The 25,717-nt window shown below is 74.8% G+C and carries 24 protein-coding genes; 13 read left to right on the top strand and 11 right to left on the bottom strand.

From position 1 onward, the window contains the following. Nucleotides 1-63 precede the first annotated feature (63 nt). Genes AC07D6_RS19405 through AC07D6_RS19395 form a run of 3 tightly spaced genes read right to left on the bottom strand, consistent with a single transcriptional unit; the run spans nucleotide 64 to nucleotide 2,630 of the window. The gene (locus tag AC07D6_RS19405; protein ID WP_315879790.1) at nucleotides 64-675 is read right to left on the bottom strand and encodes a hypothetical protein; all 612 of its coding nucleotides are present in this window, start codon (nucleotides 673-675) and stop codon (nucleotides 64-66) included. 10 nt (nucleotides 676-685) lie between these two features. Further along, complete coding sequence (locus AC07D6_RS19400) at nucleotides 686-2,116, bottom strand: hypothetical protein (RefSeq protein WP_479045899.1); 1,431 nt, start codon at nucleotides 2,114-2,116, stop codon at nucleotides 686-688. Nucleotides 2,117-2,150: 34 nt separating this feature from the next. After that, on the bottom strand, nucleotides 2,151-2,630 hold the full coding sequence (locus AC07D6_RS19395; protein ID WP_479045897.1) for a hypothetical protein: 480 nt from the start codon (nucleotides 2,628-2,630) through the stop codon (nucleotides 2,151-2,153). 319 nt (nucleotides 2,631-2,949) lie between these two features. Between AC07D6_RS19395 and AC07D6_RS19390 the strand changes: the two genes are divergently transcribed. Then, a complete protein-coding gene (locus tag AC07D6_RS19390) occupies nucleotides 2,950-3,816 on the top strand; it encodes a MurR/RpiR family transcriptional regulator (protein ID WP_479045895.1) in 867 nt (288 codons plus the stop codon). A 94-nt stretch (nucleotides 3,817-3,910) separates the two neighbouring features. Then, entirely contained in the window at nucleotides 3,911-4,477 is a 567-nt protein-coding gene (locus AC07D6_RS19385) for a hypothetical protein (RefSeq protein WP_315879794.1), read from the top strand. A gap of 102 nt (nucleotides 4,478-4,579) precedes the next feature. Here the strand turns inward: AC07D6_RS19385 and AC07D6_RS19380 are convergent, their stop codons facing one another. The 5 genes from AC07D6_RS19380 to AC07D6_RS19360 all read right to left on the bottom strand — a co-directional run bounded on the left by AC07D6_RS19380 (nucleotide 4,580) and on the right by AC07D6_RS19360 (nucleotide 8,160). After that, on the bottom strand, nucleotides 4,580-4,954 hold the full coding sequence (locus AC07D6_RS19380) for a hypothetical protein (RefSeq protein WP_315879795.1): 375 nt from the start codon (nucleotides 4,952-4,954) through the stop codon (nucleotides 4,580-4,582). Nucleotides 4,955-5,027: 73 nt separating this feature from the next. Then, a complete protein-coding gene (locus AC07D6_RS19375; RefSeq protein ID WP_315879796.1) occupies nucleotides 5,028-5,465 on the bottom strand; it encodes a roadblock/LC7 domain-containing protein in 438 nt (145 codons plus the stop codon). Between the two features lie 39 nt (nucleotides 5,466-5,504). After that, complete coding sequence (locus tag AC07D6_RS19370) at nucleotides 5,505-6,245, bottom strand: transcriptional regulator (RefSeq protein ID WP_479045892.1); 741 nt, start codon at nucleotides 6,243-6,245, stop codon at nucleotides 5,505-5,507. Beyond that, nucleotides 6,245-6,679 (bottom strand): hypothetical protein, encoded by a 435-nt coding sequence (locus AC07D6_RS19365; RefSeq protein ID WP_479045889.1) that lies wholly within the window; start codon nucleotides 6,677-6,679, stop codon nucleotides 6,245-6,247. The genes AC07D6_RS19370 and AC07D6_RS19365 overlap by 1 nt, the downstream gene beginning before the upstream one ends. 146 nt (nucleotides 6,680-6,825) lie before the next feature. Next, nucleotides 6,826-8,160 carry a type III PLP-dependent enzyme domain-containing protein gene (locus AC07D6_RS19360; RefSeq protein ID WP_479045888.1) on the bottom strand — a complete coding sequence of 445 codons (1,335 nt, stop codon included), beginning with the start codon at nucleotides 8,158-8,160 and terminating at the stop codon, nucleotides 6,826-6,828. A gap of 139 nt (nucleotides 8,161-8,299) precedes the next feature. Here AC07D6_RS19360 and hutU point away from each other — a divergent pair, with 139 nt between their 5' ends. The 5 genes from hutU to AC07D6_RS19335 all read left to right on the top strand — a co-directional run bounded on the left by hutU (nucleotide 8,300) and on the right by AC07D6_RS19335 (nucleotide 14,307). Next, nucleotides 8,300-9,967 (top strand): urocanate hydratase, encoded by a 1,668-nt coding sequence (gene hutU, locus AC07D6_RS19355; RefSeq protein ID WP_315879800.1) that lies wholly within the window; start codon nucleotides 8,300-8,302, stop codon nucleotides 9,965-9,967. A gap of 149 nt (nucleotides 9,968-10,116) precedes the next feature. Continuing rightward, nucleotides 10,117-11,319 carry an allantoate amidohydrolase gene (locus AC07D6_RS19350; protein WP_479046196.1) on the top strand — a complete coding sequence of 401 codons (1,203 nt, stop codon included), beginning with the start codon at nucleotides 10,117-10,119 and terminating at the stop codon, nucleotides 11,317-11,319. Next, the gene (locus AC07D6_RS19345; protein WP_315879801.1) at nucleotides 11,310-12,653 is read left to right on the top strand and encodes a formimidoylglutamate deiminase; all 1,344 of its coding nucleotides are present in this window, start codon (nucleotides 11,310-11,312) and stop codon (nucleotides 12,651-12,653) included. Before AC07D6_RS19350 ends, AC07D6_RS19345 begins: the two co-directional genes overlap by 10 nt. Before the next feature lie 26 nt (nucleotides 12,654-12,679). Then, nucleotides 12,680-13,975 (top strand): imidazolonepropionase, encoded by a 1,296-nt coding sequence (hutI, locus tag AC07D6_RS19340; RefSeq protein WP_479045883.1) that lies wholly within the window; start codon nucleotides 12,680-12,682, stop codon nucleotides 13,973-13,975. Between the two features lie 89 nt (nucleotides 13,976-14,064). Then, nucleotides 14,065-14,307: a DUF4287 domain-containing protein gene (locus tag AC07D6_RS19335; RefSeq protein ID WP_479045880.1), complete on the top strand. Its 243-nt coding sequence runs from the start codon at nucleotides 14,065-14,067 to the stop codon at nucleotides 14,305-14,307. A gap of 370 nt (nucleotides 14,308-14,677) precedes the next feature. Here the strand turns inward: AC07D6_RS19335 and AC07D6_RS19330 are convergent, their stop codons facing one another. Continuing rightward, nucleotides 14,678-15,559 carry an RNA polymerase sigma factor SigF gene (locus AC07D6_RS19330; RefSeq protein ID WP_479045877.1) on the bottom strand — a complete coding sequence of 294 codons (882 nt, stop codon included), beginning with the start codon at nucleotides 15,557-15,559 and terminating at the stop codon, nucleotides 14,678-14,680. Nucleotides 15,560-15,812: 253 nt separating this feature from the next. On the opposite strand from AC07D6_RS19330, the gene AC07D6_RS19325 reads away from it, so the two are divergent. The 3 genes from AC07D6_RS19325 (at nucleotide 15,813) to AC07D6_RS19315 (ending at nucleotide 18,553) form a co-directional block, all read left to right on the top strand. Then, entirely contained in the window at nucleotides 15,813-16,181 is a 369-nt protein-coding gene (locus AC07D6_RS19325; protein ID WP_315879805.1) for an STAS domain-containing protein, read from the top strand. Between the two features lie 176 nt (nucleotides 16,182-16,357). Next, nucleotides 16,358-16,882, top strand: a complete 525-nt coding sequence (locus AC07D6_RS19320; RefSeq protein WP_479045875.1) for an ATP-binding protein — start codon at nucleotides 16,358-16,360, stop codon at nucleotides 16,880-16,882. Between the two features lie 162 nt (nucleotides 16,883-17,044). Then, nucleotides 17,045-18,553, top strand: a complete 1,509-nt coding sequence (locus tag AC07D6_RS19315) for a sugar transferase (protein WP_479045873.1) — start codon at nucleotides 17,045-17,047, stop codon at nucleotides 18,551-18,553. Between the two features lie 19 nt (nucleotides 18,554-18,572). Here AC07D6_RS19315 and AC07D6_RS19310 read toward each other — a convergent pair whose 3' ends face one another. Continuing rightward, a complete protein-coding gene (locus AC07D6_RS19310; protein WP_479045871.1) occupies nucleotides 18,573-19,589 on the bottom strand; it encodes a GDP-L-fucose synthase family protein in 1,017 nt (338 codons plus the stop codon). 122 nt (nucleotides 19,590-19,711) lie between these two features. Here AC07D6_RS19310 and gmd point away from each other — a divergent pair, with 122 nt between their 5' ends. The 3 genes from gmd to AC07D6_RS19295 all read left to right on the top strand — a co-directional run bounded on the left by gmd (nucleotide 19,712) and on the right by AC07D6_RS19295 (nucleotide 24,597). Beyond that, entirely contained in the window at nucleotides 19,712-20,725 is a 1,014-nt protein-coding gene (gmd, locus tag AC07D6_RS19305; RefSeq protein WP_479045869.1) for a GDP-mannose 4,6-dehydratase, read from the top strand. Between the two features lie 148 nt (nucleotides 20,726-20,873). Next, the gene (locus AC07D6_RS19300) at nucleotides 20,874-23,588 is read left to right on the top strand and encodes a CBM96 family carbohydrate-binding protein (protein WP_479045866.1); all 2,715 of its coding nucleotides are present in this window, start codon (nucleotides 20,874-20,876) and stop codon (nucleotides 23,586-23,588) included. A 271-nt stretch (nucleotides 23,589-23,859) separates the two neighbouring features. Then, nucleotides 23,860-24,597: a hypothetical protein gene (locus AC07D6_RS19295; protein ID WP_479045864.1), complete on the top strand. Its 738-nt coding sequence runs from the start codon at nucleotides 23,860-23,862 to the stop codon at nucleotides 24,595-24,597. On the opposite strand, the gene AC07D6_RS19290 is transcribed toward AC07D6_RS19295, so the two are convergent. Then, nucleotides 24,576-25,709, bottom strand: coding sequence for a glycosyltransferase (locus tag AC07D6_RS19290; protein ID WP_479046194.1), 1,134 nt, complete (start codon nucleotides 25,707-25,709; stop codon nucleotides 24,576-24,578). The two genes, AC07D6_RS19295 and AC07D6_RS19290, sit on opposite strands and share 22 nt — an antisense overlap. Between the last annotated feature and the right edge of the window lie 8 nt (nucleotides 25,710-25,717).

The following is a 25,717-nucleotide window of genomic DNA, read 5'->3' as shown; positions in this document are numbered from 1 at the left end:
GTAGTCGGGGCCGGTGCGGGAACGTCACCGCGCGGCGGGCCGGACGGGGCCGTCCGGGACGCGTCAGTACGTCGCCTCCGCCCAGAAGCTGAACATCCTCTTGAAACCGGCCCGCACGGCTCCCCGCCGCGTGAGGACCGACCGGTCGACGCCGGCGAACAGGGCCGCGAGGGCGAGGTCGGCGGGCAGCACCCGCCCCGCCGCCTCCACGGTCAGCCTCCTGCCGCCCCCGATGCCGGACTGGCGCACGGTGACGACGACCCCGGGGTCCTCGTCGTCGGCGAGCCGCGCCAGCCGGTACGCGCGCTTGGTGAGGGCCGTCAGCCGGTAGTCGTCGCCCAGGTACCGCAGCCGCAGGGAGCGGCCCCGGTGGGTGACGGCCCACCGGTGCCGGTCCATGGCGGCGAGCCGGCCGTCGACCCGGCACGTCGCGCGGTTCAGGGTGGGCATGGCGACCAGGTCCGAGAGCAGGCCGCGGGTCTCGAACCTGGCGGTGGGGATGCCACCACCGCCCGCCTCGGTCACGATGACGCCGGAGGCGTGCGGGAGCGCCGGCCAGACGACGTGGACGTCGCCGAACTCCGGGGACGTGCCCCGCCAGCCGTACTGCGGCCGGCCGCCCGGCTCGCGGCGCTTCTCGTACGCGAGCGTGAACGGGGTGATGGTGGTGTGCATGTCTCCCTCGTCAGTCGAACGGGTTGAGGGCGCTACCGAGCTTCTTCGCCCCGCTGGCGATGCCGTCCCCGAGGTCCGAGGCCTTGTCGCCGATCCAGTCTCCCGCCTTCTCCAGACCGTCCCCGATGGCCTCGCGGTTGTCCCAGATGAGGCAGCCGCCGTAGACCAGGCCCGTACCGATGGCCGCGCCGACCGTGACCGGGTTCGGGGCGACGGCGAGGGCGGTGAGCGAGGCGTTGAAAGCCGTGCCGCTGAGGTCGGTGGCGAACTTCGACGGGTTCGCCTTGATCATGTCCATGTCGTACGTGGCGAGGTTGGCCACGCCGAACGCGGTGGCCGCCGCACTGCCCACGACACCGGCGCCGCGGATCCAGCCCGCGGCCTTGGCGGCGTTGGCGAGGCCGCCCTGCTGGGCGACGCGCGCGAGGTTGGCCTCCGCCGCGGTCGGGATGAAGAACCGGCCGTTCTTCATGTACCCGCCGAGCGCCGCCGCCTCCTCCGAGCCGGTGAGGGCGGAGACGAGGCTGGGCGGCAGCCTGCTCCAGACGCTGCCCGACTGGGCGAGCATCATCCGCTCGTTGATGCGGCTCGTCAGGAACGTGCCCGGCGCGGTGATCGTCTTGCCGCTCTTGAGGTACTGGAACAGCTTGAAGCCGCCCTTGACGGACGTGCCGAGGGCCAGCGCGAAGGCGCCGGCCGTGACCGTCCCCTTCTGCACGCCGGCGAGCAGGTCCGCGAGCTGCTTGTTGCCGGTCAGCTTCTCGACGCCGTCGCGCTGGATGCGCGCGAGCCAGTCCTCCAGGGTCTCGCCGTCGCGCATCGCGAACGAGGCGAGGTCCATGCGGTCCTGGCGCTGCTTGTCGTCCGCCTGGGCGACCGCCGCGGCATTGCCGTTGAAGCCGCCGGCGGTGCCGTCGCCCTTGCCGCCGCCGGAGTCCTTGACGACCGCTTCGAGGTCCTTCTGGAGGTCCTTGTCGGCGTCGTCGACGGCCTTGACGCACGCCTTGATGTAGTCGGCCCAGGACTGCTCGCTCTCGCGGACGCCCTTGGCGTAGTCGGGGTCGTCGCGCAGGGCGTCGCGCTGGGCCTGGGTGGCCCGTTCCAGGTCGAAGGAGACGTTGCCCTGCTCGGAGACCTTCATGCCCTCCTTGACGGCGTCGGCGCGGGCGGTCTCCAGCCGCTTCTTCAGGTCGGTCAACTGCTGGTGGGCGTTGCGCAGCAGCGTCGCCGTGGCCTTCGCCTGGGTCTGCGCGGCCTGGTATTCGTAACGCGTCGCGGCGAAGTTCAGGGAAGCCGCGTTCGCGCTCTCGCCCTGCCAGGTCTCCCCGAGCGTGATCTTCTGGACGCTGTCCCGGTACCGCTTCTCGACCTTCCCGAATTCCTCGGCCATCGACTGCCACTTCTCGGCGGCGGCGGACAGCTTCCCGAAGTCGGTCGTCATGACTTCGTGATACGTCAGCATGCTGGTTCCCGGCTCAGTTGTACTCGGCGAACGGCGACTTGACCTGGCGGATCTTGCTGCCGCGGTCGGCGTCGACCCCGCCGAGGGTGGTGACGGTGCCGCGCAGGCCGTCGCGCTCCTTGCTCAGCCGGCCCATGAGGGTCTTGACCTGGCCCTCCCACGTGGTCTGCACCTTCTTCAGGGCGGTGCCCGTGGCCCAGCCCCCGAGGGCGCCGGCGGCGCTGTTGGTGGCCTCGTCGGCGTGCTTGCCCGCGGTCTGGGTCTTGGTCAGCAGCTCGGTGTCGATGGTGTTCGCGGCGGCGTTCTTCTCGGCGGGCGTCGAGGCGAGCTTTCCGCCGCCACCCCCCGAACCGCCCTGGTCCGCGGGCAACTGGTTCAGGCGCATCGACGCGTCGTGCCGCTCTGCCGCCTCGGCCCGCAGCTGGGCCCATTCCTCGTCGAACCCCATGGTGCGCCAACCCCCGATGCTGGTGATCGCGATTTCGAGTCGCATTGTATGTACGGCACCGTAAGGCACCCGGGAGCGATCACGCAGGGGGGCCGCCCGTGGTTCCCGCGGGGCAACTCGACCGTACGCCGCGGGAATTGCGGATCTGTGGGGGGCCCGTGGAGAAGATGGAGGAATTGCCGGGGGGCGGTGCCGGACCGCCCGTGCCCCGGACCCGTACGGCGGGGGCCGCGCAGCCGCGCCGGGGGCGGGTCGCCGGTGGCGGGGCCGGACCCCGGTTCCGTACCGCCCCCGCCCTTGCATATGGTCTATTCAGTCAGAGGGACGACTGAATAGACCAGAGGCGGAGGACAGGGGTACCGGCATGAGCGACACCCCCGGCGCGCGGCTCCAGGCGCTCTTCGAGGGCCACCGGCTGACGCCGACACAGCGGCGGATCGCCCACTGGATGGTGCGGCGCGCCGCCGACGTGCCGTTCCTGTCCAGCGTGGAGCTGGCCGAGCTGGCCGGGGTCAGCCAGCCCTCCGTCACCCGCTTCGCCGTCGCCCTCGGCTTCGACGGCTACCCCGCGCTGCGCCGGTACCTCCGCGAGGTCGCCCCCGCCGAGCCGGCCCGCGCGGGCACGGGCACGGGCGGCGCGCCCGCCGGGGAGACCGCGGCCAACGAGTACCAGCAGGCCGTCCACGCCGAGATCGAGAACCTCCGCCACCTCGCGGAGCTGCTCGCCGACCCCGCGCCCGCCGAGCGGGCCGGCCGGCTGCTCGCCGCCTCCCGCCCCCTGCCCGTCCTCGGCCTGCGCGCCGCCGCCGCCCAGGCCCGCGGCTTCGCGTACTTCGCCGCCAAGGTCCACCCGGACGTCCGGCTGCTCGACGAGGGCGGCTCGATGCTCACGGACCGGATCGACACCGCCGTACGGGCCGGGGCCACCGCCCTGCTCTGCTTCGCGCTGCCCCGCCACCCGCGCGAGGTCGTCGACGCCCTGGAGTACGCCAGGGCCGCCGGGCTGACCGTGGTGACCGTCGCCGACTCGGCGTTCGCGCCGGTCGCCCGCCACAGCGACCTGTTGCTCCCGGCCGCCGTCGGCACCGCCCTCGCCTTCGACACGGCGTGCGGGCCGATGCTGCTCGGACGGGTGCTGCTGGAGGCGATGTGCGACGGGCTGCCGGACGCGCAGGCGCGGCTGGAGGAGTTCGACGCGCGGGCCGCCGCGCGCGGGCTGTTCGTCGAGTAGCGCGGGGCCGGTTCTCTCAGGGAACTCTCACGGACCGCCTGTACCCTGCCCGGCGCACACCCGCATCGCAACCGAGGCAGAAGGAGGACGGGACGTGGCGCGCGGAGGGCAGGCGCTGGCGAGAGTGGCCGTGGCGGTACGGGCCGGGGCGGCGCCCCTGTGGTGGTCGGGGATCCTCGGGGCGGCCGTGGGGACGCTGCCGCCCGGACTGACGGGGCGGCGCGTCGGCCTGCTCGCGGGGGCCGCGCTGTTCCTGATCGCGGCCGCGGCGGTGTTCCTCGCCCGGCGCGGCCGGTACGCGAAGCTGGCCGCCGGTGCCGTACGGGCGGCCCGCGCGGACATCCTCCAGGACCGGGCCGTGACCGCCCGCAACCGGCGGCGCGCCCGCCGCTGGTGGCTGTTCCCGGCGTTCCCGGTGGCCGTCGCGTCGTCGTTCGCGGTGCCCGCCGCGGTGGGGCTGCTCATCGCGGGGCTGGGTGCCGGGCTGTGGCTGAAGGCGGTGTGGATCGGCCGCCGCGAGGTCGCCGAGGACCGGCTGCTGTGGGTCTGCGCCGACCAGCTCGCCAAGGGCGGCGGCCCGGCCGGCAGGCAGGTCACCGCGTACCGGACGACGGGCATCGCCGCGGGCGACGCCGCACCCGGAGGGGCGCGGCGCCGCTGACGGCGGGGTGCGGGGGCGCCGGGGTGCGGCGTCGGGGTGCCGGGACGCCCGGCAGGGCGCCGGGATTCGTGCGCGGCGCCGGGACGCCTGGCGCGGCGCCGGTCAGACCTCCAGTTCGCTCTCGATCCTCCTGAGCTGGTGGCGGGCCATCGCCAGGTTCGCCCGGTTCTTGTCGAGCGCGAGGTAGAGGAACAGGCCGCCCGCGCCGCGCCCCTTGAGGAGCCGGATCAGGTGGTACTGGGTGCCCAGCGTGATCAGGATGTCCTCGATCTCGTCCTGCAGGCCGAGCATCTCCATGGTGCGCACCTTCGCGCGCACCACGTCGGTGTTCCCGGCGGCGGCGACCGTGAGGTCCAGGCCCTTGCCGCCGCCGACCGTGCCGAGGGCCATGCCGCTCGTGTAGTCGACGAGCGCCGCGCCCAGGGCGCCGTCGATCACCGTGGTCGCTTCCTTGAGTGCCGTCTCCGCGTTGGCCATGAACGCGCACTTCCTTTCCGGGTGGGTGAGCGGGGGTGGGGGCGGGCCGGGTGTCCCGGGCCGCCGGGGTTCGTCAGGGGGCGAGGTCGGGGCGTTCCAGGGCGCCGTCCACGAGTTCCGCGATGCGCGCGCCGGAGCGGCGTCCCTCCAGGTGGAGCCGGCCGACGTTGACGCGGTCCTCCGCGAGGAGCGTCAGCACCGCCGCGCCGCCCGCCGCGTACGTCGCCACGTAGCCGTGCTCGCCGCGCACCAGCAGCTCGCGGAACCCGCCCCGTCCCGTCGCGTCGGTCAGCCGTACGGCGATGCCGAGCGCGGCCGCCGTCAGCGCGGCGACGCCCTCCGGCTCCACGTCCCCGGTGTCCTGGGCGAGGACCAGCCCGTCGACGCTGGCGACGAGCGCCCCGGTCACCTGGGGGACGCGCGCGCGGAGCCGGCGCAGCTCCCCGAGCACGTACGGTTCGGCCGTCATCAGTTGTCTCCTCTCGGCGCGCTGCCGCAGGGCGCGCCTCATGACGCGGACCTCATGAGGGCAGGGGGGCGGAGCGGGTGGTCACAGGCGTGCCTCCAGGGCGTCACGGACTCGGCGGAGCAGGGCGATGTCGGGGGGACCGGCCGCGGGGGCGGCGCCGCCCGGCGGTACGGGCGCGGAGCCGGGGTCGGCGCCGGGGGCGGGGTCCGGGAGGGGGGTCTCGACGAGTCCGGCGGCGGCCAGGCGCCGCACCTCCAGCAGGGTGTGGAAGGCCGGCCGGCCCAGGATCCAGGCGAGCTGGGCCGGGGTGCGGACGCCGTCGGCGCGGGCCAGCAGGGCGCGACCGCGGGCGGTGACGCTCTGGCCGGGCGCGGCGGGGCGGGGGAGGACGGGGGCGGTGTCGAGGGCGGGGTACGGCCAGACGCTGTCGAGCAGTTCGCGGCGGCGCAGGGTCTCCCGCTCCACCGCGGCGGCCGGTACGGGGCGGCCCGCGCCCGCGTGGCGGGGGTCGGCGCCGTACCGGAAGCGGGCCGGGCCGCGACCGGGCGCGAGCGCGAAGAACGCCGCGTCGAACAGGGCTCCCAGCCGGCAGATCTCGCGCTCGCCGGCGCCTGTGCGCACGGCGCGGACGCCGTGCGCCCGGGCCGCCGAGAGGCGGTCGCTGCCGCCGGCCAGCAGCACGTCGAGGCCGGGTGCGACGGGGCTCTCGGCGTGCACGACCTGGCCGTCGACGAGGTGGAGGGTGCCGAGGTCGCGTACGAGCGCGCCGGTCGCCCGGTCGGCCGCGAGGCGCCGCAGCAGGGGGGAGACGCCGCCGGTCATCACAGCACCAGCCGCTCGGCGAGGTCCCGCAGGCGTAATCGGGCGAGGGCTAGGTTGCCGGTGGTGCGGTCGAGCCACAGGTGCAGGAAGAGGCTGCTGTCGAAGTTCGTGGTGACGAAGCGGAGCACGTGGTAGCCGGTGCGGGTGGTGACGATGAGGTCCTCGACGGGGGCGGTCCCGTCGTCGCCGGGGCCACCGCCCGGTCCGCCGCCGGGGTCCGGTCCGCCGCCGGGGTCCGGGGCGGGGGCGAACGACTCGTACTCGGCCGCCGCGCGGGCCAGTTCGGCCGCCTCGGCGGCGCTGGTCTCGTGGTCGCCGACCGGGGACTCGCCGACCGTGCCGAGGGCCAGCCCGCTGGTCCAGTCGACGAGGGCCGCGCCGCGCGCACCCGGCAGGGCCATCGCTTCCAGCAGGCACTCGTCGATTCCGGGCACGCGGGCTCCCCTCCCATGGCGCGGTCGCGGCGACCTCGGTAGCGGAGAGGTTACGCAACGCTCCACCTCTGGGCGGGACTTCTGGCATTTTCCTTTGGAACGTGCTCCCGCGCGATAGGCTCCGCCACCCCTCCCGCACCGGACCGCTACTCCCGTACCAGCGCGTCCCTCCGGTCCCCGCCCGACTCGGCGACGATCTCCGCGAGCGGCTGCGGCGGTCGCACGGTGGTGAACCGCACCGTCCCGTCCGGCCGGACCGCGTACCCGTACACGCCGGGCCGGGGCAGGGAGTTGTACGCGTAGTGGTGGGCGAAGTAGTACGCGCCGGTGTCCAGCGCCGCCACCACGTCGCCCGGCGCGAGCCGCGGCAGCGCCCGGGCCACGGCCAGCAGGTCGCCGGCGAAGCACGCCGGCCCGGCCACGTCCTGTTCCACGGCCGGACCGTCCTTGGGCCGCCCCCCGGCGTCGTACGCGGCGATGCGCAGCGGCCAGGACGCCGGGGCGTACACGGTGCGGGTGGCGACCTGGACGCCGGCGTGCGTGACGGCGATGGGCCGCGCACCGGACGTCTTGGTGTACTCGACGCGGGCGAGCACCGTGCCGTGCTTGGCCAGCAGCGACCGGCCGAACTCGGTGACCAGCCCGTACCGCCCGTCGAACAGCCCCGGGACCTCGGCGGCGAGCAGCCGCGCGTACGCCCCGTACGTCGGGACCTCCTCGTCCGACGCGAAGTTCACCGGGAGCCCGCCGCCGATGTCGATCGTGTCGACCTGCCGCCGGCCGGCCGCCGCGTTGATCTCCTCGGCGAGCTCGTACACGGCGCGGACCCCGGCCGCCATGCGGTCGAGCGGGACGCCCTGGGAGCCGGAGTGGGTGTGCAGGCGCGTCAGCCACGGGCGGTCCAGGAACGCCCGCACGATCCACTCGCGCGCCCCGGCGTCGCGCAGGCCGACGCCGAACTTGGACGTGTCGGTGGCGGTCGACATGGCGTCGATCGTGCCGCCGCCGACCTGGGCGTTCACCCGGAGGCCGAGGGGCGGGGGCGGGGCGGCGGGTCCCGTCGCCGCGGCCGGGAGGAGCGTGTCGAGGCGGGCCAGCTCCTGCGGGTTGTCGACGTTGACGGCGATGCCGAGGGCCAGTGCCTCCCGCAGTTCGGCGGTGGTCTTGGCGGGCGAGTCGAGGACGGTCAGGTGCGGCGGGACGCCGGCCGCGCGCGCCAGGGCCAGCTCGCCGGGGCTCGCGACCTCGGCGCCCAGCCCCTCCTCGTACAGCAGGCGCAGGACGGGCACGAGCGGGGACGCCTTGACGGCGAAGGCGTGCAGCACGGGCGCCCCGGTGACGGCGGCGAAGGCGGCGCGGAGGGCGGCGGCGGAGGCGCGGACGCCGGCGGTGTCGAGGAGGGCGACGACGGGTTCGGATTCGGAGAGCAGCGCGTGCTCGACGGCTGCGCGGACGGCCTGATCGCGACGGTCGGAAGCCATGCCCCCCAGCCAAACACCCGCAGCGCGGCCGCGCAGCTGTTGACTACAACTATTCAGGCGCGCAGGATATGAATAACTCACTCACAGAGGTGGCCGCCGCCCTGGTGGCCGCAGGTCGAGCGTCCGAGGAGGCACCCCCATGTCAGGACAGTCAGGACCCCGACCCGTACGGGCCCCGCGCGGTACGGGACTGAGCGCCCTGGGATGGCAGCAGGAGGCCGCCCTGCGGATGCTGCAGAACAACCTCGACCCCGAGGTCGCCGAGCACCCCGACAAGCTCGTCGTCTACGGCGGCACGGGCAAGGCGGCCCGCGACTGGCGCTCCTTCGACGCCATGGTCCGCACGCTGCGCACCCTGAAGCAGGACGAGACGATGCTCGTCCAGTCTGGCCGCCCGGTCGGCGTCATGCAGACCCACGAGTGGGCCCCCCGCGTCCTGATCGCCAACTCCAACCTGGTCGGCGACTGGGCGAACTGGGAGGAGTTCCGTCGCCTGGAGGCCCTCGGCCTCACCATGTACGGGCAGATGACCGCCGGTTCGTGGATCTACATCGGCACGCAGGGCATCCTCCAGGGCACGTACGAGACGTTCGCCGCCGTCGCCGCGAAGAAGTTCGGCGGCACCCTCGCCGGGACGATCACCCTGACCGCCGGCCTCGGCGGCATGGGCGGCGCCCAACCGCTCGCCGTCACCATGAACGACGGCGTCGCCCTCTGCATCGACTGCGACCCGCGCGCCATCGAGCGCCGCATCGAGCACCGCTACCTGGACGTGCGGGCCGACTCGCTCGACCACGCCCTCCACCTGGCCGTCGAGGCCCGCGACGCACGCCGGCCCCTGTCGATCGGCGTCCTCGGCAACGCCGCCGAGCTGGTGCCGCAGCTCCTCGCGATGAACGCCCCCATCGACATCGTCACCGACCAGACCTCGGCCCACGACCCGCTGTCGTACCTGCCGGTCGGCGTCGCCTTCGACGACATGGCGACGTACGCGGCGAAGGACCCGGCCGGGTTCACCGACCGCGCGCGGGAGTCGATGGCCCGGCACGTCGAGGCGATGGTCGGCTTCATGGACGCCGGCGCGGAGGTCTTCGACTACGGCAACTCCATCCGCGGCGAGGCGCGGCTCGCCGGGTACGACCGGGCGTTCGCCTTCCCCGGCTTCGTCCCCGCATACATCCGCCCGCTGTTCTGCGAGGGCAAGGGCCCGTTCCGCTGGGCGGCCCTGTCGGGCGAGGCGTCCGACATCGCCAAGACCGACAAGGCGATCCTGGACCTGTTCCCGGAGAACGAGTCGCTGGCCCGCTGGATCAAGATGGCCGGTGAGCGCGTCCACTTCCAGGGCCTGCCCGCCCGCATCTGCTGGCTCGGCTACGGCGAGCGCGACCGCGCGGGCGAGCGCTTCAACGACATGGTGGGCTCCGGCGAACTGGCCGCCCCGCTCGCCATCGGCCGCGACCACCTCGACTGCGGCTCCGTCGCCTCCCCGTACCGGGAGACCGAGGCGATGCGCGACGGCTCGGACGCCATCGCGGACTGGCCGCTGCTGAACGCCATGGTCAACGTCGCCTCCGGCGCCTCCTGGGTCTCCCTCCACCACGGCGGCGGCGTCGGCATGGGCCGCTCCATCCACGCGGGCCAGGTCACCGTCGCGGACGGCACGAAGCTGGCCGGCGAGAAGATCCGCCGCGTCCTCACCAACGACCCCGGCATGGGCGTCATCCGCCACGTGGACGCGGGCTACGACCGCGCCGACGAGGTCGCCACCGAGCGCGGCGTCCGCGTCCCCATGCGGGAGGAGGCGTGACCGACGGCCGCCCCGCCGAGGAGCGGCGTCCCGCGGGGCGGCGGGATCCCGCCCGGGTCGAACCGGACCGGGACCCCGCAGGAGCGCGGGCGCGGCGGGAGGCCGCCGCCGGCGCGGCGGCGCCCCGCGCGGGCGCGTCGTTCCACACGATGTGGGCCGACCTGCGCGGCATCGGCCGCGACGCCGGCTCCGGCGGCTACCGCCGCTATGCCTGGACCGGCGCCGACGCCGACTGCCGCACCTGGTTCCAGGAGCAGGCCGAGGCCCGGGGTCTCGCCTACGAGACCGACCGCAACGGCAACCAGTGGGCCTGGCTGGGCGACCCGCACGGCACGGACGCCGTCGTCACCGGCTCCCACCTGGACTCCGTCCCGGACGGCGGCGCGTTCGACGGCCCCCTCGGCGTCGTCTCGTCGTTCGCCGCCGTCGACGAACTCCTCCGCCGCGGCGCCACCCCCACCCGCCCCCTCGCCGTCGTGAACTTCGGCGACGAGGAGGGCGCCCGCTTCGGCCTCGCCTGCGTCGGCTCCCGGCTCACCGCCGGGCAACTGACCCGGGAGGCCGCCCACGCGCTGCGCGACGGCGACGGGACGAGCCTGCCCGAGGCCATGGAGGCCGCCGGGTACGACCCGTCGGCCATCGGCCCGGACCCGGAGCGGCTGGCACGCGTCGGCGCGTTCGTCGAACTGCACGTCGAGCAGGGGCGGGCCCTGGACCTGTCCGGCGACCCGGTCGGCATCGCCTCCGCGATCTGGCCGCACGGCCGCTGGCGGTACGACTTCCGGGGCGAGGCGAACCACGCCGGGACGACCCGCCTCGCGGACCGCCGCGACCCGATGCTGCCGTACGCCCAGACGGTCCTGGCGGCCCGCCGCGAGGCGGAACTGGCGGGCGCCGTCGCCACGTTCGGCAAGGTCGCCGTCGAGCCGAACGGCGTCAACGCCATCCCGTCCCTCGTCCGCGGCTGGCTCGACTCGCGCGCCGCCGACCAGGCGACGCTCGACACGGTCACGGCCGCGGTGGAGGCCGCGGCGCGGGAGGCCGCCGACCGGCAGGGCGTCGACCTCACCGTCGTACGCGAGTCGTTCACCCCGGTCGTCGAGTTCGCGCACGCCCTGCGCGACGAGCTCGCGAAGCTCCTCGACCGGGGTGGCGACCGCCCGGTGCCGGTCCTGGGCACGGGCGCCGGACACGACGCGGGCATCCTGTCCGCCTCCGTCCCGACCGCGATGCTGTTCGTCCGCAACCCCACGGGCGTCTCGCACTCCCCGGCCGAGTTCGCCGCCGAGGACGACTGCGTGGCCGGCGTGCACGCCCTGGCCGACGTCCTGGAGGGCCTGGCATGCCGATGACGACGTACTGGCTGGAACACGCCTGGCTGGGCGGCGCCGTCTCCTCCGGCGTCGCCCTGGACGTGGCGGACGGCAGGATCGCCGCCGTCCGCCCGGACACGGCCACCCCGCCCCCGGGCGCCACGCCCCTGCGGGGGCTGACGCTCCCGGGGCTGGCCAACGCCCACAGCCACGCCTTCCACCGGGCCCTGCGCGGCCGGGTCCAGGCCGGCCGCGGCACCTTCTGGACGTGGCGGGACACCATGTACCGGGCGGCCTCCCGGCTCACCCCCGACACGTACCGCGCCCTGGCGACGGCCGTGTACGCGGAGATGGCCCTCGCGGGCGTCACCGCCGTCGGCGAGTTCCACTACCTGCACCACGCGCCCGGCGGCACGCCGTACGCCGACCCCAACGCCATGGGCGAGGCGCTGATCGCCGCCGCCGGCGACGCGGGCATCCGCATCACCCTCCTCGACACGGCCTACCTGTCGTCCGGCTTCGGGGAGCCCCCGAACGAGCACCAACTGCGCTTCTCCGACGGCACCGCCGACGCGTGGGCCGAGCGCGCCTCCGCCCTGAAGGACACGGGCACCGACGGCGTACGCGTCGGCGCCGCCATCCACTCCGTACGCGCCGTCCCCGCCGACCAGCTCGCCACCGTCGCCGACTGGGCGCGCGACCGGGAAGCCCCCCTGCACGTCCACCTCTCCGAGCAGCCCGCCGAGAACGAGGCGTGCCTCGCCGCGCACGGCACCACCCCGACCCGGCTGCTGGCCGACCGGGGCGCGCTCGGCGAGCGGACCACCGCCGTCCACGCCACCCACCTCACCGAGGAGGACATCGCCCTCCTCGGCGGCTCCGCCACCGGCACGTGCATGTGCCCCACCACCGAACGCGACCTCGCCGACGGCATCGGCCCGGCCGCCGCCCTCCAGCGCGCGGGCAGCCCCCTGTCGCTGGGGTCCGACAGCCACGCCGTGATCGACCTCCTGGAGGAGGCGCGCGCGATGGAGCTGGACGAACGGCTGCGCACCCGCACCCGCGGCAACTGGACCGCCGCCGCGCTGCTCCGCGCGGCGACCGCCGACGGGCACGCCGCGCTGGGCCGGCCCGACGCGGGCCGCCTGGAGGCGGGCGCGCTCGCCGACTTCACGACGATCGCGCTGGACACCGTCAGGACGGCCGGGCCGCCACCGCGTCTGGCAGCCGAGACAGCGGTATTCGCCGCGTCGGCCGCGGACGTGCGGCACACGGTCGTGGGCGGTCGCCACGTCGTACGGGACGGGGCCCACGCCCTCGTACCGGACGTGCCGCGGGCGCTGCGGGACGCGATCGCCGCCCTGCACGACTGACCCGGCCGAAGGAGAACTCCCGCACCATGAACAGCGGCAACGAACCCCCGAACAGCGCCCCCGCGACCGCGGGCCCCGACACGACGAACAGCGCCGTCGCCCCGGCGGCCACCGCGGCCACGCTCATCACCAACATCGCCGGCCTGGTCACCAACGACCCCTCCCTGGGATGGGGGTCCCCCCGCTCGAGCAAGTTCGAGAACGGGGGAGGAACCCCCCTCGGACTGATCCGGAACGCGGCGGTCGTCATCGAGGGCGACCGCGTCGTCTGGATCGGTGAGGCCAGCAAAGCACCCGTCACTGACAACCGCGTCGACGTGGGCGGCCGGGCCGTCATCCCCGGCTTCGTCGACTCCCACTCGCACCTCGTCTTCGCCGGCGACCGCACCGCCGAGTTCCACGCCCGCATGTCCGGCCGGCCGTACGAGGCGGGCGGCATCCGCACGACGGTGGCCGCGACCCGCGCCGCGACCGACGCCGAACTGGAGGCGAACCTCACCCGCTACCTGCGGGAGGCGCTCCGCCAGGGCACGACCACCTTCGAGACGAAGTCCGGCTACGGCCTGACCGTCGAGGACGAGGCGCGGGCGCTGCGCATCGCGGCCCGCCACACCGAGGAGGTCACGTACCTCGGCGCGCACGTCGTCCCCCCGGACCACGCCGACGACCCGGCCGCGTACGTGGCCCTGGTCACCGGGGAGATGCTCGACGCGTGCGCGCCGCACGCCCGCTGGATCGACGTGTTCTGCGAGGAGGGCGCCTTCGACGGCGACCAGGCCCGCGCGGTCCTCACCGCCGGCATGGCCCGCGGCCTGCACCCGCGCGTCCACGCCAACCAGTTGTCGTACGGGCCCGGCGTGCGGCTCGCGGTGGAGCTGGACGCGGCGAGCGCCGACCACTGCACGCACCTGACGGACGAGGACGTGGACGCCCTCGCCAACAGCTCGACCGTCGCGACGCTGCTGCCCGGCGCCGAGTTCTCCACGCGCGCCGAGTGGCCCGACGCGCGCCGCCTGCTGGACGCGGGCGTGACGGTGGCGCTGTCCACGGACTGCAACCCCGGCTCGTCGTTCACCTCGTCGATGCCGTTCTGCATCGCCCTGGCGGTACGGGACATGGGCATGACGCCCGACGAGGCCGTGTGGTCCGCGACGGCCGGAGGCGCGGCGGCCCTCCGCCGCACCGACATCGGCCGCCTCACCCCCGGTGCCCGCGCCGACCTGGCCGTCCTGGACGCCCCGTCCCACGTCCACCTCGCCTACCGGCCGGGCGTCCCGCTGGTCACCCGGGTCTGGCGCGCGGGCGTCCCCGTCGCCGTGTGACGCACGTCACGCGCCGCCCCCGATGAGTCCGGGGGCGGCGCCCGGTCCACCCCCCGACAGCACGCGCACGGCGGCGGGAAGGACCGGAGATGACGCAGCAGGCACAGGCACAGGCGCAGCGGCAGGCGGAGGCGCGGGTGAAGGGCCCCGCGAGCTACTTCCCGTCGATCGAGAAGAAGTACGGCCGTCCGGTCGCACAGTGGCAGGACCTCATCCGCTCCTCCCCGCTCACCCGGCACATGGAGCTCGTCGCCTGGCTCAAGTCCGAGCACGGCCTCGGCCACGGCCACGCCAACGCCCTGGTGGCGCACACCCTCGCGGAGCGCGGGTGACCGCCCGGCCCCACTGCGGCGGGAGGACCGCCCGGGCGAGGCGGACGCGCACCGCGCACGGGACGCGCCCGTCCGGTCCGGCGAGCGGCTCCAGCAGCACCCCGCCCCCGCACCCCGGGCCGGGCGACGGCCCGGGCCCCGCGGGAACGCCCGAGGCCCCCCGGTGACCCCCGGGCGTTCGGCGTGGCGCCGCCGGAGGAACGCCTCCTGCCGCACGCCCGTCGTCATGGCCCCGCCCCACCGGCCCGCGACCCGCGCCGCCCCGGCTCCCCCGCACGCGCGCCGGAACCGCCGTACGCGCGCGGGCCCCGCGGGAACGCCCGAGGGCCCGCCCCCGGACGCGGGGACGGGCCCTCGGGCGGGAGGCGGGTCACTCCTCCACGGTCAGGCCCTTGCGGAGCTTCGCGAGGGTGCGCGTGAGCAGCCGGGACACGTGCATCTGCGAGATGTTCAGCTCCTCGCCGATCTGCGACTGGGTGAGCCCGGCGACGAACCGCAGCGAGAGGATCTCGCGGTCCCGCGGCGACAGCGACGCGATCAGCGGCTTCAGGGACTCGATGTACTCGATGCCCTCCAGGCCGTGGTCCTCGTAGCCGATCCGGTCCGCCAGGGCGCCCTCGGAGTCGTCCTCCTCGGGCTGGGCGTCCAGCGAGCTGGCGGTGTAGGCGTTGCTCGCCGCCATGCCCTCGACGACCTCGTCCTCGCCGATGCCGAGCTTCTCGGCGAGCTCCTTGACGGTCGGGGAGCGGTCCAGCTCCTGGGCCAGCTCGTCGCCGGCCCTCGCCAGGTCGAGCCGGAGCTCCTGGAGGCGCCGCGGGACGCGCACCGACCAGGACGTGTCGCGGAAGAACCGCTTGATCTCACCGATGATCGTCGGCATCGCGAAGGTCGGGAACTCGACCTCGCGGCTCAGCTCGAAGCGGTCGATCGCCTTGATCAGACCGATGGTGCCGACCTGGATGATGTCCTCCATCGGCTCGCTGCGCGTCCGGAAGCGGGAGGCGGCGAACTTCACCAGGGCCAGGTTCAGCTCGACCAGGGTGTTGCGGACGTACGCGTGCGCGGGGGTGCCCTCCTCAAGGGCCTCCAGCCGGGCGAAGAGCGTCTTGGAGAGCGCTCGCGCGTCGAGGGGGTCGACCTCGTCGTACGGAGGGATCTCCGGGAGGTCCCGGAGGTCGGACGGATCGATCGTGCGAGGGGATGTTGCCGACGCCGCGTTCGGGGTACGCGTTCCGTCGAGCCGGGGTGACATGGTTGTCCTCCATCGTTCTCGGCATATGGCCGCCGATGCCCATACGTCGGATTACGGTGTGCGGCGCCTCCAAAGCCGGCCGTGTCGGGGGGTTGCCCTACTAGCCCTACCCGGTCCGCCGGTGCCGGTGCAAGTGGGGGGGAGCTATGTCGTTTATCCCGTATGTACCCTTTTCGGGGACCTCCGACTACCCGCGGGGACGAATTCGTCGTAGGGTTCTCCCGACCCAACGGCATCGGCGAAGAGGGGCGGAATGGGCCGCGAGACGGTCGGCAGCGCGAATCAGGGCCGGCTCCGCGTCGGGGTCCGGACGGAAGGTTCGAGCGAGATCCTGACACCGGCGGGTGAGCTCGATCACCACACCGCGGAGCTGCTGCGCGAACCCCTGGAGGCGGCGATCGCGCAGGGCCGCGCACGCCTGGTGGTCGACTGCTCGGAGCTGGAGTTCTGCGACTCGACGGGGCTGAACGTGCTCCTCGGCGCGCGGCTGAAGGCCGAGGCGGCGGGCGGGGCGGTCCACCTGGCCGCGATGCGGCCCGCCGTGGCCCGGGTCTTCGAGATCACCGGCGCCAGCGTGGTCTTCGAGATCCACGACTCCCTGGAGGCGGCGCTGACCCGGTAGGACGGCGTATCGGCGCCGGGGTCCGGGTCCGGTCGATCTGGCGGGTGTCGCCCGCAGACGGACGGGCAGAAGAAGCCAGAAGGCCCCGCGGCGGGTTGCCGGGGGGACACACTCTTTGTAAACGAAGTCGACGTCGACGCAATGACGACCTGGTGAATCGGTGAGGTGACGCGCTGATGGGTGCCACCCAGCAGCAACCGCCGAGCGGCCTCGGCCCCGAGCCGGACCGCGCCGGCGACCCCTCCGTGCAGCGCGTGGCACCTTGTGGCGCGTCCGGCGAGCGGGGTCCGCACCGCGAGACGCGCCGCCTCTCGCTGGACGGGGCGAGCGGCATCGTCCCGCTCGCCCGCGACTTCACCCGCCAGGCGCTCTACGACTGGGGCTGGCTGCCCGCGGCCTCCGCCGACCGCCGCGCCGCCGCCGAGGACGTCCTGCTGGTCGTCTCCGAGCTCGTCACCAACGCTTGCCTCCACGCCGACGGCCCCGAGGAGCTGCGGGTCTCCCTGAACGCCAAGGCGCTGCGTCTGGAGGTCGACGACCGCGGCGCCGGACAGCCCGAGCCGCGCACCCCCCACCGCGCCGGCCGGCCCGGCGGGCACGGCATGTTCATCGTGCAGCGGCTCTGCCTCGACTGGGGCGTCACGAGGTCCCCGGGAGCGCCCGGGAAGACCGTCTGGGCGGAGTTGGCCGCACCGGCGTAGGCGAGCGACCGGAAACGGTACGCATACGAAAGCTTACGAAAGGACGTGTTCTGTAGGACGTCCGCGTGCCGTAGTGTGCCCTCGCGTGAAGAAATTGTGTGAACCGCTGGAGCAGTCCGAGCGGGGCGCACGGTTTTCCAGGCCTGGGGGGGCGTACGAATCTTGGGAGACACCAGAACCTACGACGCGCGCACCATACGTCCGTCCGCCCTCCGGGGCGTCGCGGACGGCGGACGGCGCGCGCCGGCGGGCCGCCGCGCCAAGCCGCGCTGGTACCTGCCGGCCGTCCTCGGCGCCGACGCCGCCGTCACCGCCGCTTCCGTCGCCCTGGTCCTCGACCGGGCGGGGCAGCCGCACCCGCTGGGGACCGCCGCCGTCGCCACCGCGACCTGGATCGCGGTCCGGGCGTTCCGGCGCCGCTACCGGACCGGGGAGCTCGGCGAGTCGCGCGGGGCCCTGCCGGTCCTGCACGACTGGCTGATCCTGGTGGCCGCGCTCGCCGTCCTCGCCGTCGCCACCGCCCGCACCCCGGAGCCGTACCCGGCGCTCGTCGCGCTCGTGCCCGGCCTGGTGGGCGCGGTGGTGTGCCAGCGCCGTCTCCACCGCCACCTCACCACCGCCCGGCGCGCCGCCGAGGCCGTCGACCGGGTCCTCGTCGTCGGCGAGCCGGGCGCCCTGGAGAGCGCCGTCCAGCGCCTCGCGTCGCGCACGGACCACCCGTACGCCGTCGTCGGCACCGTCCTCGCGGAGGGCGGGGGCGCCTTCGCCGGGGACGGCGCCCTCCCCGGCGGGACGGTCGGCGCTGAGCGGCTCGGCCCGGACCTGGACGGCCGCGCGGCCGGGCACCGCCTGGTCGACGCCGCCCGTCGCCACCGCGCCGAACTGGTGCTGCTCGCTCCCGGCGGTTGCCTCACCGGGGACCGGCTGCGCGAGCTGTGCTGGGTGCTCCACGACGCCGGCCTGGAGGTCGCGCTCACGCCCGGCCTGGTCGAGACGTCCGTGAAGCGGCTGACGGCCTCCTCCGTCGCCGGGCTCACCGTCCTGCGCGTCGAACCGCCGCTCGGCGACGGCGCGCAGGCCGCGCTGAAGTCGGCCGTCGACCGCTGCGGCGCCGCCCTCGGGCTGCTGCTGCTGGCCCCGCTGCTGTTCCTCCTCGCGCTGCTCATACGGCTGGACTCGCCGGGGCCCGCGCTCTACCGGCAGCGGCGGGTGGGCCGCGACCAGGAGACGTTCACCATGTGGAAGTTCCGCAGCATGGTGCCCGACGCCGACAGCCGCAAGGGCGACCTCGCCCCGCGCAACGAGTCCGACGGGCTGATGTTCAAGATGCGCCGCGACCCGCGCGTCACGCGCGTGGGACGCTTCCTGCGCCGCACGTCCCTGGACGAGCTGCCGCAGCTGTTCAACGTCCTTCGGGGTGACATGTCCCTGGTGGGTCCGCGCCCGCCGCTGCCCGAGGAGGTCGCGGAGTACGACACGACGGCGCTGCGCCGCCTGCGGGTGAAGCCCGGGATGACGGGGTTGTGGCAGGTCAGCGGCCGGTCCGACCTGTCCTGGGACGAAACGGTTCAGCTCGATCTCCACTACGTCGACAACTGGTCGTTCAGCAGTGACCTCGACGTGATGAGCCGTACGCTCCGGGCCGTCGTCGACGGCCGCGGAGCGTACTGAGGGGCCGGGGATGGCGCGCTCAGCCACCCGCGGCGGACCGGCCGTCCGCCGGGCCGGTGCCGTCCCGCCGGGCCAGCCACCACGCGTACGTCGCGGCGATGCCCTCCCGCAGCGGGATGCGGGGCCGCCAGCCGAGTTCCGTCAGCCGGGACACGTCCAGCAGCTTGCGGGGCGTGCCGTCGGGCTTGCCGGTGTCCCAGGTGATCCGGCCGGTGAAACCGGTCACATCGGCGACCGTCTCCGCCAGCTCGCGGATGGTCAGGTCCTGCCCGCAGCCGACGTTGACCGGGGCGTCGCCGTCGTACGACGCCAGGAGGGTCACACAGGCGTCCGCCAAGTCGTCGACGTGCAGGAACTCCCGGCGCGGGGTGCCCGACCCCCACAGCGTCACCTCGTCCCGGCCGGCCTCGCGGGCCTCGTGGAAGCGGCGCACCAGGGCCGGCAGGACGTGCGAGGTCTCCAGGTCGAAGTTGTCGCCCGGGCCGTACAGGTTCGTCGGCATCGCCGAGATGTACGCGGCGCCGAACTGCCGCCGGTACGACTGGACCTGGCAGATGCCGGCGATCTTCGCCAGCGCGTACGGCTCGTTGGTGGGCTCCAGCGGGCCGGTCAGCAGCGCGTCCTCCCGGATGGGCTGGGGCGCGTGCTTGGGGTAGATGCACGACGAGCCGAGGAACAGCAGCCGCGGCACGCCGGCCGCGTGCGCGCCCGCGATCACGCTGAGCTGGATGCGCAGGTTGTCCTCCAGGAACGGCACGGGCTGCGTGCTGTTGGCGAGGATGCCGCCGACCTTGGCGGCGGCCAGGACCACCGCGTCGGGCCGCGCGTCCGCCAGGAACGCGGCGGTGCCGTCGGCGTCGCGGAGGTCGAGCGCCGCGCGGTCGCGGGTGATCACCTCGTGGCCGTCGGCGGTCAGCCGGCGGACCATCGCGGACCCCACGAGTCCGCGGTGACCCGCGACGAATATCCGGGCCTGCCGCGGCAGGTACGGCGACGACGGGGCGGGGGGCGGCGGTGCCGCCTGCGATTCGGTCATGGGCCGGATCATGCCAGGAGCGGCGGCGCGGCCCGCATCCGTCACCATGTTTTCCGCACACACGCAAGAGGACGAACGGGAACGGGGCCGGCGCGCGGCTCCTCCGGGAGGAGATGCCACGCATGAGCAGGACCGCGCTGATCACGGGGGTCACCGGGCAGGACGGCTCGTACCTGTCGGAGCTGCTGCTGTCGAAGGGGTACACGGTGCACGGCCTCGTGCGCCGCTCGTCCACCTTCAACACCGAGCGGATCGACCACATCTACCAGGGGCCGCAGGAGACCGGCCGGTCGTTCGTGCTGCACCACGCCGACCTGACCGACGGGGTGGCGCTGGTGAACCTGCTGCGCGAGATACGCCCCGACGAGGTGTACAACCTGGGCGCCCAGTCCCACGTCCGCGTCTCCTTCGACGCGCCCCTCTACACGGGGGACGTCACCGGGCTCGGCGCCCTGCGGCTGCTGGAGGCGGTCCGGGCGTCGGGCATCGACACCCGCGTCTACCAGGCGTCGTCGTCGGAGATGTTCGGCGCGACCCCGCCCCCGCAGAACGAGCGGACCCCGTTCCACCCGCGCAGCCCGTACGGGGTCGCCAAGGTCTACGGCTACTGGGCGACGGTCAACTACCGCGAGGCGTACGGGATGTACGCGGTGAACGGCATCCTCTTCAACCACGAGTCCCCGCGCCGCGGCGAGACCTTCGTGACCCGGAAGATCACGCGGGCGGTCGCCCGGATCAAGGCGGGCCTGCAGAGCGAGCTGTACCTCGGCAACCTGGACGCCGTCCGCGACTGGGGGTACGCCCCCGAGTACGTCGACGCGATGTGGAGGATGCTCCAGCAGGACGAACCGACCGACTACGTCGTCGCGACCGGCGTCCCGGCCACCGTCCGCCAGTTCCTGGAGACGGCCTTCGGCCACGCGGGCCTCGACTGGCGGGAGTACGTCCGCCACGACGCCAAGTACGAGCGCCCCAGCGAGGTCGACGCGTTGATCGGCGACGCCGGCAAGGCGAAGGAGCTGCTCGGCTGGAAGCCCGAGGTGCGGGTCGACGAGCTCGCCCGGATCATGGTCGACGCCGACGTCCGCCAGGTCCAGGACGAACTGGCCGGCGTCACGGTCCGCGTCGACCGCTGAGGCGGGGCCGGGATTTTCCATGGAGTTGGCCAGAAATAGCCCAAGGGGCGCTACTCTACGGCTTATTCACTCTTTTGGGCGATCGACCGGGCGTTCGGAACGCGCCGGTGTCCGCCCATGGCGTCAAGACTCCGGTCTTGGGGGGTACATGAAGAGATCCAGAGGGCTGCACGCCGCCCTCGCCCTGTCCCTGGCGGCCGGTCTGGGAGCGGTCGCCGCCCCGCAGGCCACCGCGCTCACCGAGCCGGTGGCCTTCACCGCGGACGACCTGCCCACCTGGCAGACCAACGGCATCGTCTGGGCCCTCGCCCAGGTGGACGGCGTGGTCTTCGCGGGCGGCACGTTCTCCGCCGTACGGCCCCCCGAGGGAGCGTCCGGAACCGAGCGGCAGGCGCTGAACTTCGTCGCGCTGGACGCCGCGACGGGCGCCCCCACCGACTGCGAACTGTCCTTCACGGTCTCCTCGGGCACCGCCACCGTGCGCGCCCTCGCCGTGTCGCCGGACAAGCGCACCCTGTACGCGGGCGGCTACTTCGGCGCGGTCAACGGCATGCCGGTGTCCAGCGCCGCCGCCATCGACATCGCCACCTGCACCCCGAAGGACGGCTTCAACGCCGCCTTCCCCGCCACCGTCCGCGCCCTCGCCGTCACCGAGGACACCGTGTACGCGGGCGGCGACTTCGGGCAGGTCAACGGCGAGACGCGGCAGCGGTTCGCCGCGGTCGACGCCACGACGGGCGCCCTGCGGCCGTTCCGCGCCGACGCCGACGAGCCGGGCCGGGCCATCGAGCTCACCCCGGACGGGCGGCACGCCCTGCTCGGTGGCGACTTCTTCACCGTCAACGGCGCCTCCTCGCACGCCCTGGCCGTCGTCGACGCCACGACCGGCGCCAACGCCAAGACGTACCCGGGCTTCATCATGGACAGCTCGGTCGTCAAGGACATCGACACCGACGCGACCGGCTTCTACACCGCCAACGAGGGGACGGGCGGCTTCGACGGCCGGATCGCCCTGGAGCTGAACGGCTTCGAGCAGCGCTGGCGGGACACCTGCCTGGGCGCGACGCAGGCGGTCGAGTCCCACAAGGGCGTGCTGTACAGCGCGTCGCACGCGCACGACTGCGGCAGCGTCGGGGAGTTCCCCGACGGACGCCGCTACCACTTCCTCGCGCAGCCCACGACCTCGGTCGGCAAGCTCGGCTGGTTCCCGGACACCAACGACGGCCTCGGCGAGGGCATCGGTCCGCGCGTGATGACGATCGCCGCCAAGGACGGCGTCGAGTACCTCTGGTCCGGCGGCGAGTTCACCACCGTCAACGGCGCCCCCGCCCAGGGCCTCACCCGCTTCGCCTCCACCGGCGACACCGGCCGGCCCACCACGCCCGTCGCGAGCGCGGCCAGCGTGCAGCCGGGCGAGGTCCACGTCCGCTGGCGCACCAGCCTCGACCTGGACGACAGCAGCCTGACGTACAAGGTGTACCGGAACGGCGAGGCCACCCCGATCGCCACCGTCACCGCCGACTCGCTGCCCTGGCACCGCCCGCAGGCGTCGTTCACCGACACGGGCCTGACCCCCGGCACCACCCACACCTACCGGGTGACCGCCACGGACGGCGCCGGCAACGTGAGCGGCCTGTCCGCCACCGTCACCGCCACGGTCGCGGTCTCCCCGCAGCCGTACGCCTCCCGGGTCATCGCGGACGGCGCCCAGCTGTACTGGCGGTACGACGACACGGCCACCCCGTACGTCGCGGACTCGTCGACCGGGAACACCAGCGGCCTCCAGGCCGGCGCCCCCGTCCTCGGCCAGGGCCCGGGCGCCATCGCGGACGGCAGCAAGGCGTTCGCCTTCGACGGCGTCGACGCCAAGATCCACAGCGACCGCCGCGTCACGGTCGGTGACGCGTACACGGTCGAGACGTGGTTCAAGACCACCACGACGCGCGGCGGCAAGCTGATCGGGTTCGGCAACAACACCACCCGCAACAGCAGCCGCTACGACAAGCACATCTACATGAACAACCTGGGGCAGTTGTACTTCGGCGCCTACGACGGCACGGCCCGCACCCTCAACACCCCGGGGACGTACAACGACGGCAAGTGGCACCACGTCGTCGGCACGCAGAGCCCGGCCGGGATGAACCTGTACATCGACGGCAAGCGCGTCGGCGGCAACACCCGCTCCGGCCACGAGCGGTACGCGGGCTACTGGCACGCCGGCGGCGACGTCGTCGGCAGTTGGCCGTCCCGCCCGTCGAGCAACTACTTCGCCGGCCAGCTCGACGAGACCGCCGTCTACCCGACCGCGCTCACCGCGGACCAGGTCGCCGGCCACTACGCGCGCGCCTCCCAGCAGGGCGACACGGTCACCACCGTGCAGCCGACCGCCGACACGTACGTCAACGGGGGCTCCACCGGCACCAACTACGGCGCCGCGACCTCCCTCGCCGTGCGCGGCACCGCCGCCTACGAGACGTACCTCCGCTTCACGCTGCCCGCCGCGCCCGCCGGGACGCGGCTCACCGGGGCGGCGCTGGAGGTCCGCACCGACTCGTCGTCGACGGCCGGCTCCACCGACCCGGTGCTGGTCCGGCCCGTCACGGGGGCCTGGTCGGAGAACGAGGTCACGTACGCCTCCAAGCCGGCGCTCGGCACCCCGCTCCTGGGCACGCTCACCCCGCCGGCCACCTCCGGCACCAGCGCCTCCGTCCAGCTCGACCAGGCCGCCGTCGGCGCCGCGCTGGGCGGCGACTACAGCCTGGCGCTGACCGGTGAGGGCACGGACGCCCTGTGGCTGTGGTCGCGCGAGGCACCCGCCTCGGGCGGCACGCCCCGGCTGGTCCTCACCTTCTCGCCGCTGTGATCCGGGCGCGGCGCGCCTCCCGGGCGCTGTGAGCGGGTGCCGGGAGGACGCACGTGTGCGGCGCTTCGCGCCCGCGCGTGACCGTCCTCCCGGCACCCGCGCGTCCCTTCGGCCCCGCGGGGGGCCCGCGGGGGCGCCCCTCCCTTCCGTACCGCCGTCACCCGGCATCACCGTCACCCGGTTCCGCGAGCGGCCCGCGGGCGCGCCCCCCGAACCCCGCGCGCCCTCCGGCGCGCCGCCCCGTCCCGCATCCACCCACCAGGAGCGCCCCATGCCCACCCTCCTCCGCCGTCCCGCCGCCCCGCTGCTGCTGGTGGCGGTGCTCACCGTGGCGGGCTGCTCCTCCGACGGCGCCTCCGGGCGTACGGAGGCGTCCGCGCCCTCGGCGTCCGTGCCCTCCCTGTCGGCGGCCGACCGCGTCGCGGGGGAGCAGGACGGCACGACCGCGGCCGGCCCCACCGCCGGCCCGACCGCCGCCCCCGCGGGGTCCGTCCCCGCGCCGCGCGGGTCCGCCCCCGCCGGGGACGTGCGGCCCGACGCGGCGCTCACCCCCGCCACCGGCTCCTTCACCCCGAAGGAGAAGGAGTACTTGAGCGGCCGGGTGCCGCGGTCCGCCGACCCCGCCGCCGTCCTCGACATCGGCAAGGAGTCCTGCCAGCGGATCTCCCGCACCGCCAGGCGCGACAAGGACGCCGCCGCCGCGGCCGTCGTCGCCGGGGAGATCCGCGACGCCGCCGACGCCGTCGCCCACCTCTGCCCCGAGCAGCGCCCCGTCCTCGACGCGGCGAAGGGCGGCTACCCGGACGGCGTCCACGCCTCCCCGGCCGCCGGCCGCTACCGGGCCGTGTCCGCGTCCCCCGGCTGCTCCTGGCAGGTCACCGACGCCGGGGGCGCCCAACTGGCCGGCGGACCGGCACCCGGCGCCGCCGGCGGCCGGCACACCCTGACCGTCCCGGCCGGAGCCGCCCGGTTCGTCTCGACCGGCTGCTACGCCTGGCTGCGCGGCTGACGGTCCACCGCGCGGCCGTACACGGCCAGCAGCCCGTCCACCACGGCGTCCATGGAGAAGGCCGTCCCGGCCAGCGCGTGCGCCGCCGCCGACGCCTTCCCGGCGGCCTGGGGCTCCAGCAGCTCCAGCACGGCGCCCGCGAGGCCCGACGCGTCCGCCACGACCCGGCCCGCGCCCGCCTCCCGGACCGCCGACGCCAGCCCGTTCGACACGGTCACCACGGCCGGGGTGCCCACGGACAGTGACTCCAGGACCGACATCGGGAACGGCTCGTCCACCGACGGCAGCACGTACACGTGCGCCCGGCGCAGCTCGTCCAGCACCTCCGCCGCGCTCAGCGCCCCCACGCAGGTGACGCGCCCCCGCAACCCCAGCTCGTCGATCAGCGCCCGTACGGCGGGCAGTTCGCCCTCGTCGGGGCCCGCGACGACGAACCGGGCGTCGGGGTGGTGGCGCAGCACCTCCGGCGCGGCCGCCACGAAGTCGCACGGCCGCTTGCGGGCCTGGAGGCGCGCCGCGTACAGGATCCTCGGCGGCCCCTCCGGCGCGGGGCGCGGCTCCTGCCGGGGAACGCCGTTGACCAGGCGCACCGCGTGCGGCAGGGGCGCCCCGGCGACCGCGTCCAGGTCGCGCCGCTCGTGCCCCGTCAGGTGCAGCACCGCGGCGGCGCCGCGCAGCACCCGCCGTACGGCCAGCGCGTCGAGGGCCCTGGCGAGGAGCCGGTCGCTGGGGTCGACCATGCCGTGCGTCTGGAGCACCAGCGGCACCCGGGCGCGCAGCGCCGCCAGCGCCACGGGGAGCGTCACCAGGTCGCGGGCGAGGTGCACGTGGACGACGTCCGCGCCGCGCACCAGCCGCCCCGCCTCCGCCAGCAGCGCCGGCGAGGTGATGCCGCTGAAGCCGAGCGGCAGCAGCCGGCGGGCCGGGTACAGCCGGGCGGGCACGCCCTCCACGTCGGCGGGCGGCACGGGCCCGAACCCGTCGGCCAGGGCCAGCAGGCGCGGGGCGTGGCCCCGGTCGCGCAGCCCGTGCGCCAGGTTCAGGGCCACCCGGACGGGGCCGCCGAACGCGCCGGTGGGGGAGTGCAGGGTGACGGCGTGCAGGACGCGCAGGGACGCGG

The sequence above is a fragment of the Streptomyces sp. NPDC045287 genome, from assembly GCF_056432325.1.
The sequence above is the reverse complement of the archived record's forward strand: the minus strand, read 5'-3'. Positions and strand labels throughout refer to the sequence as shown.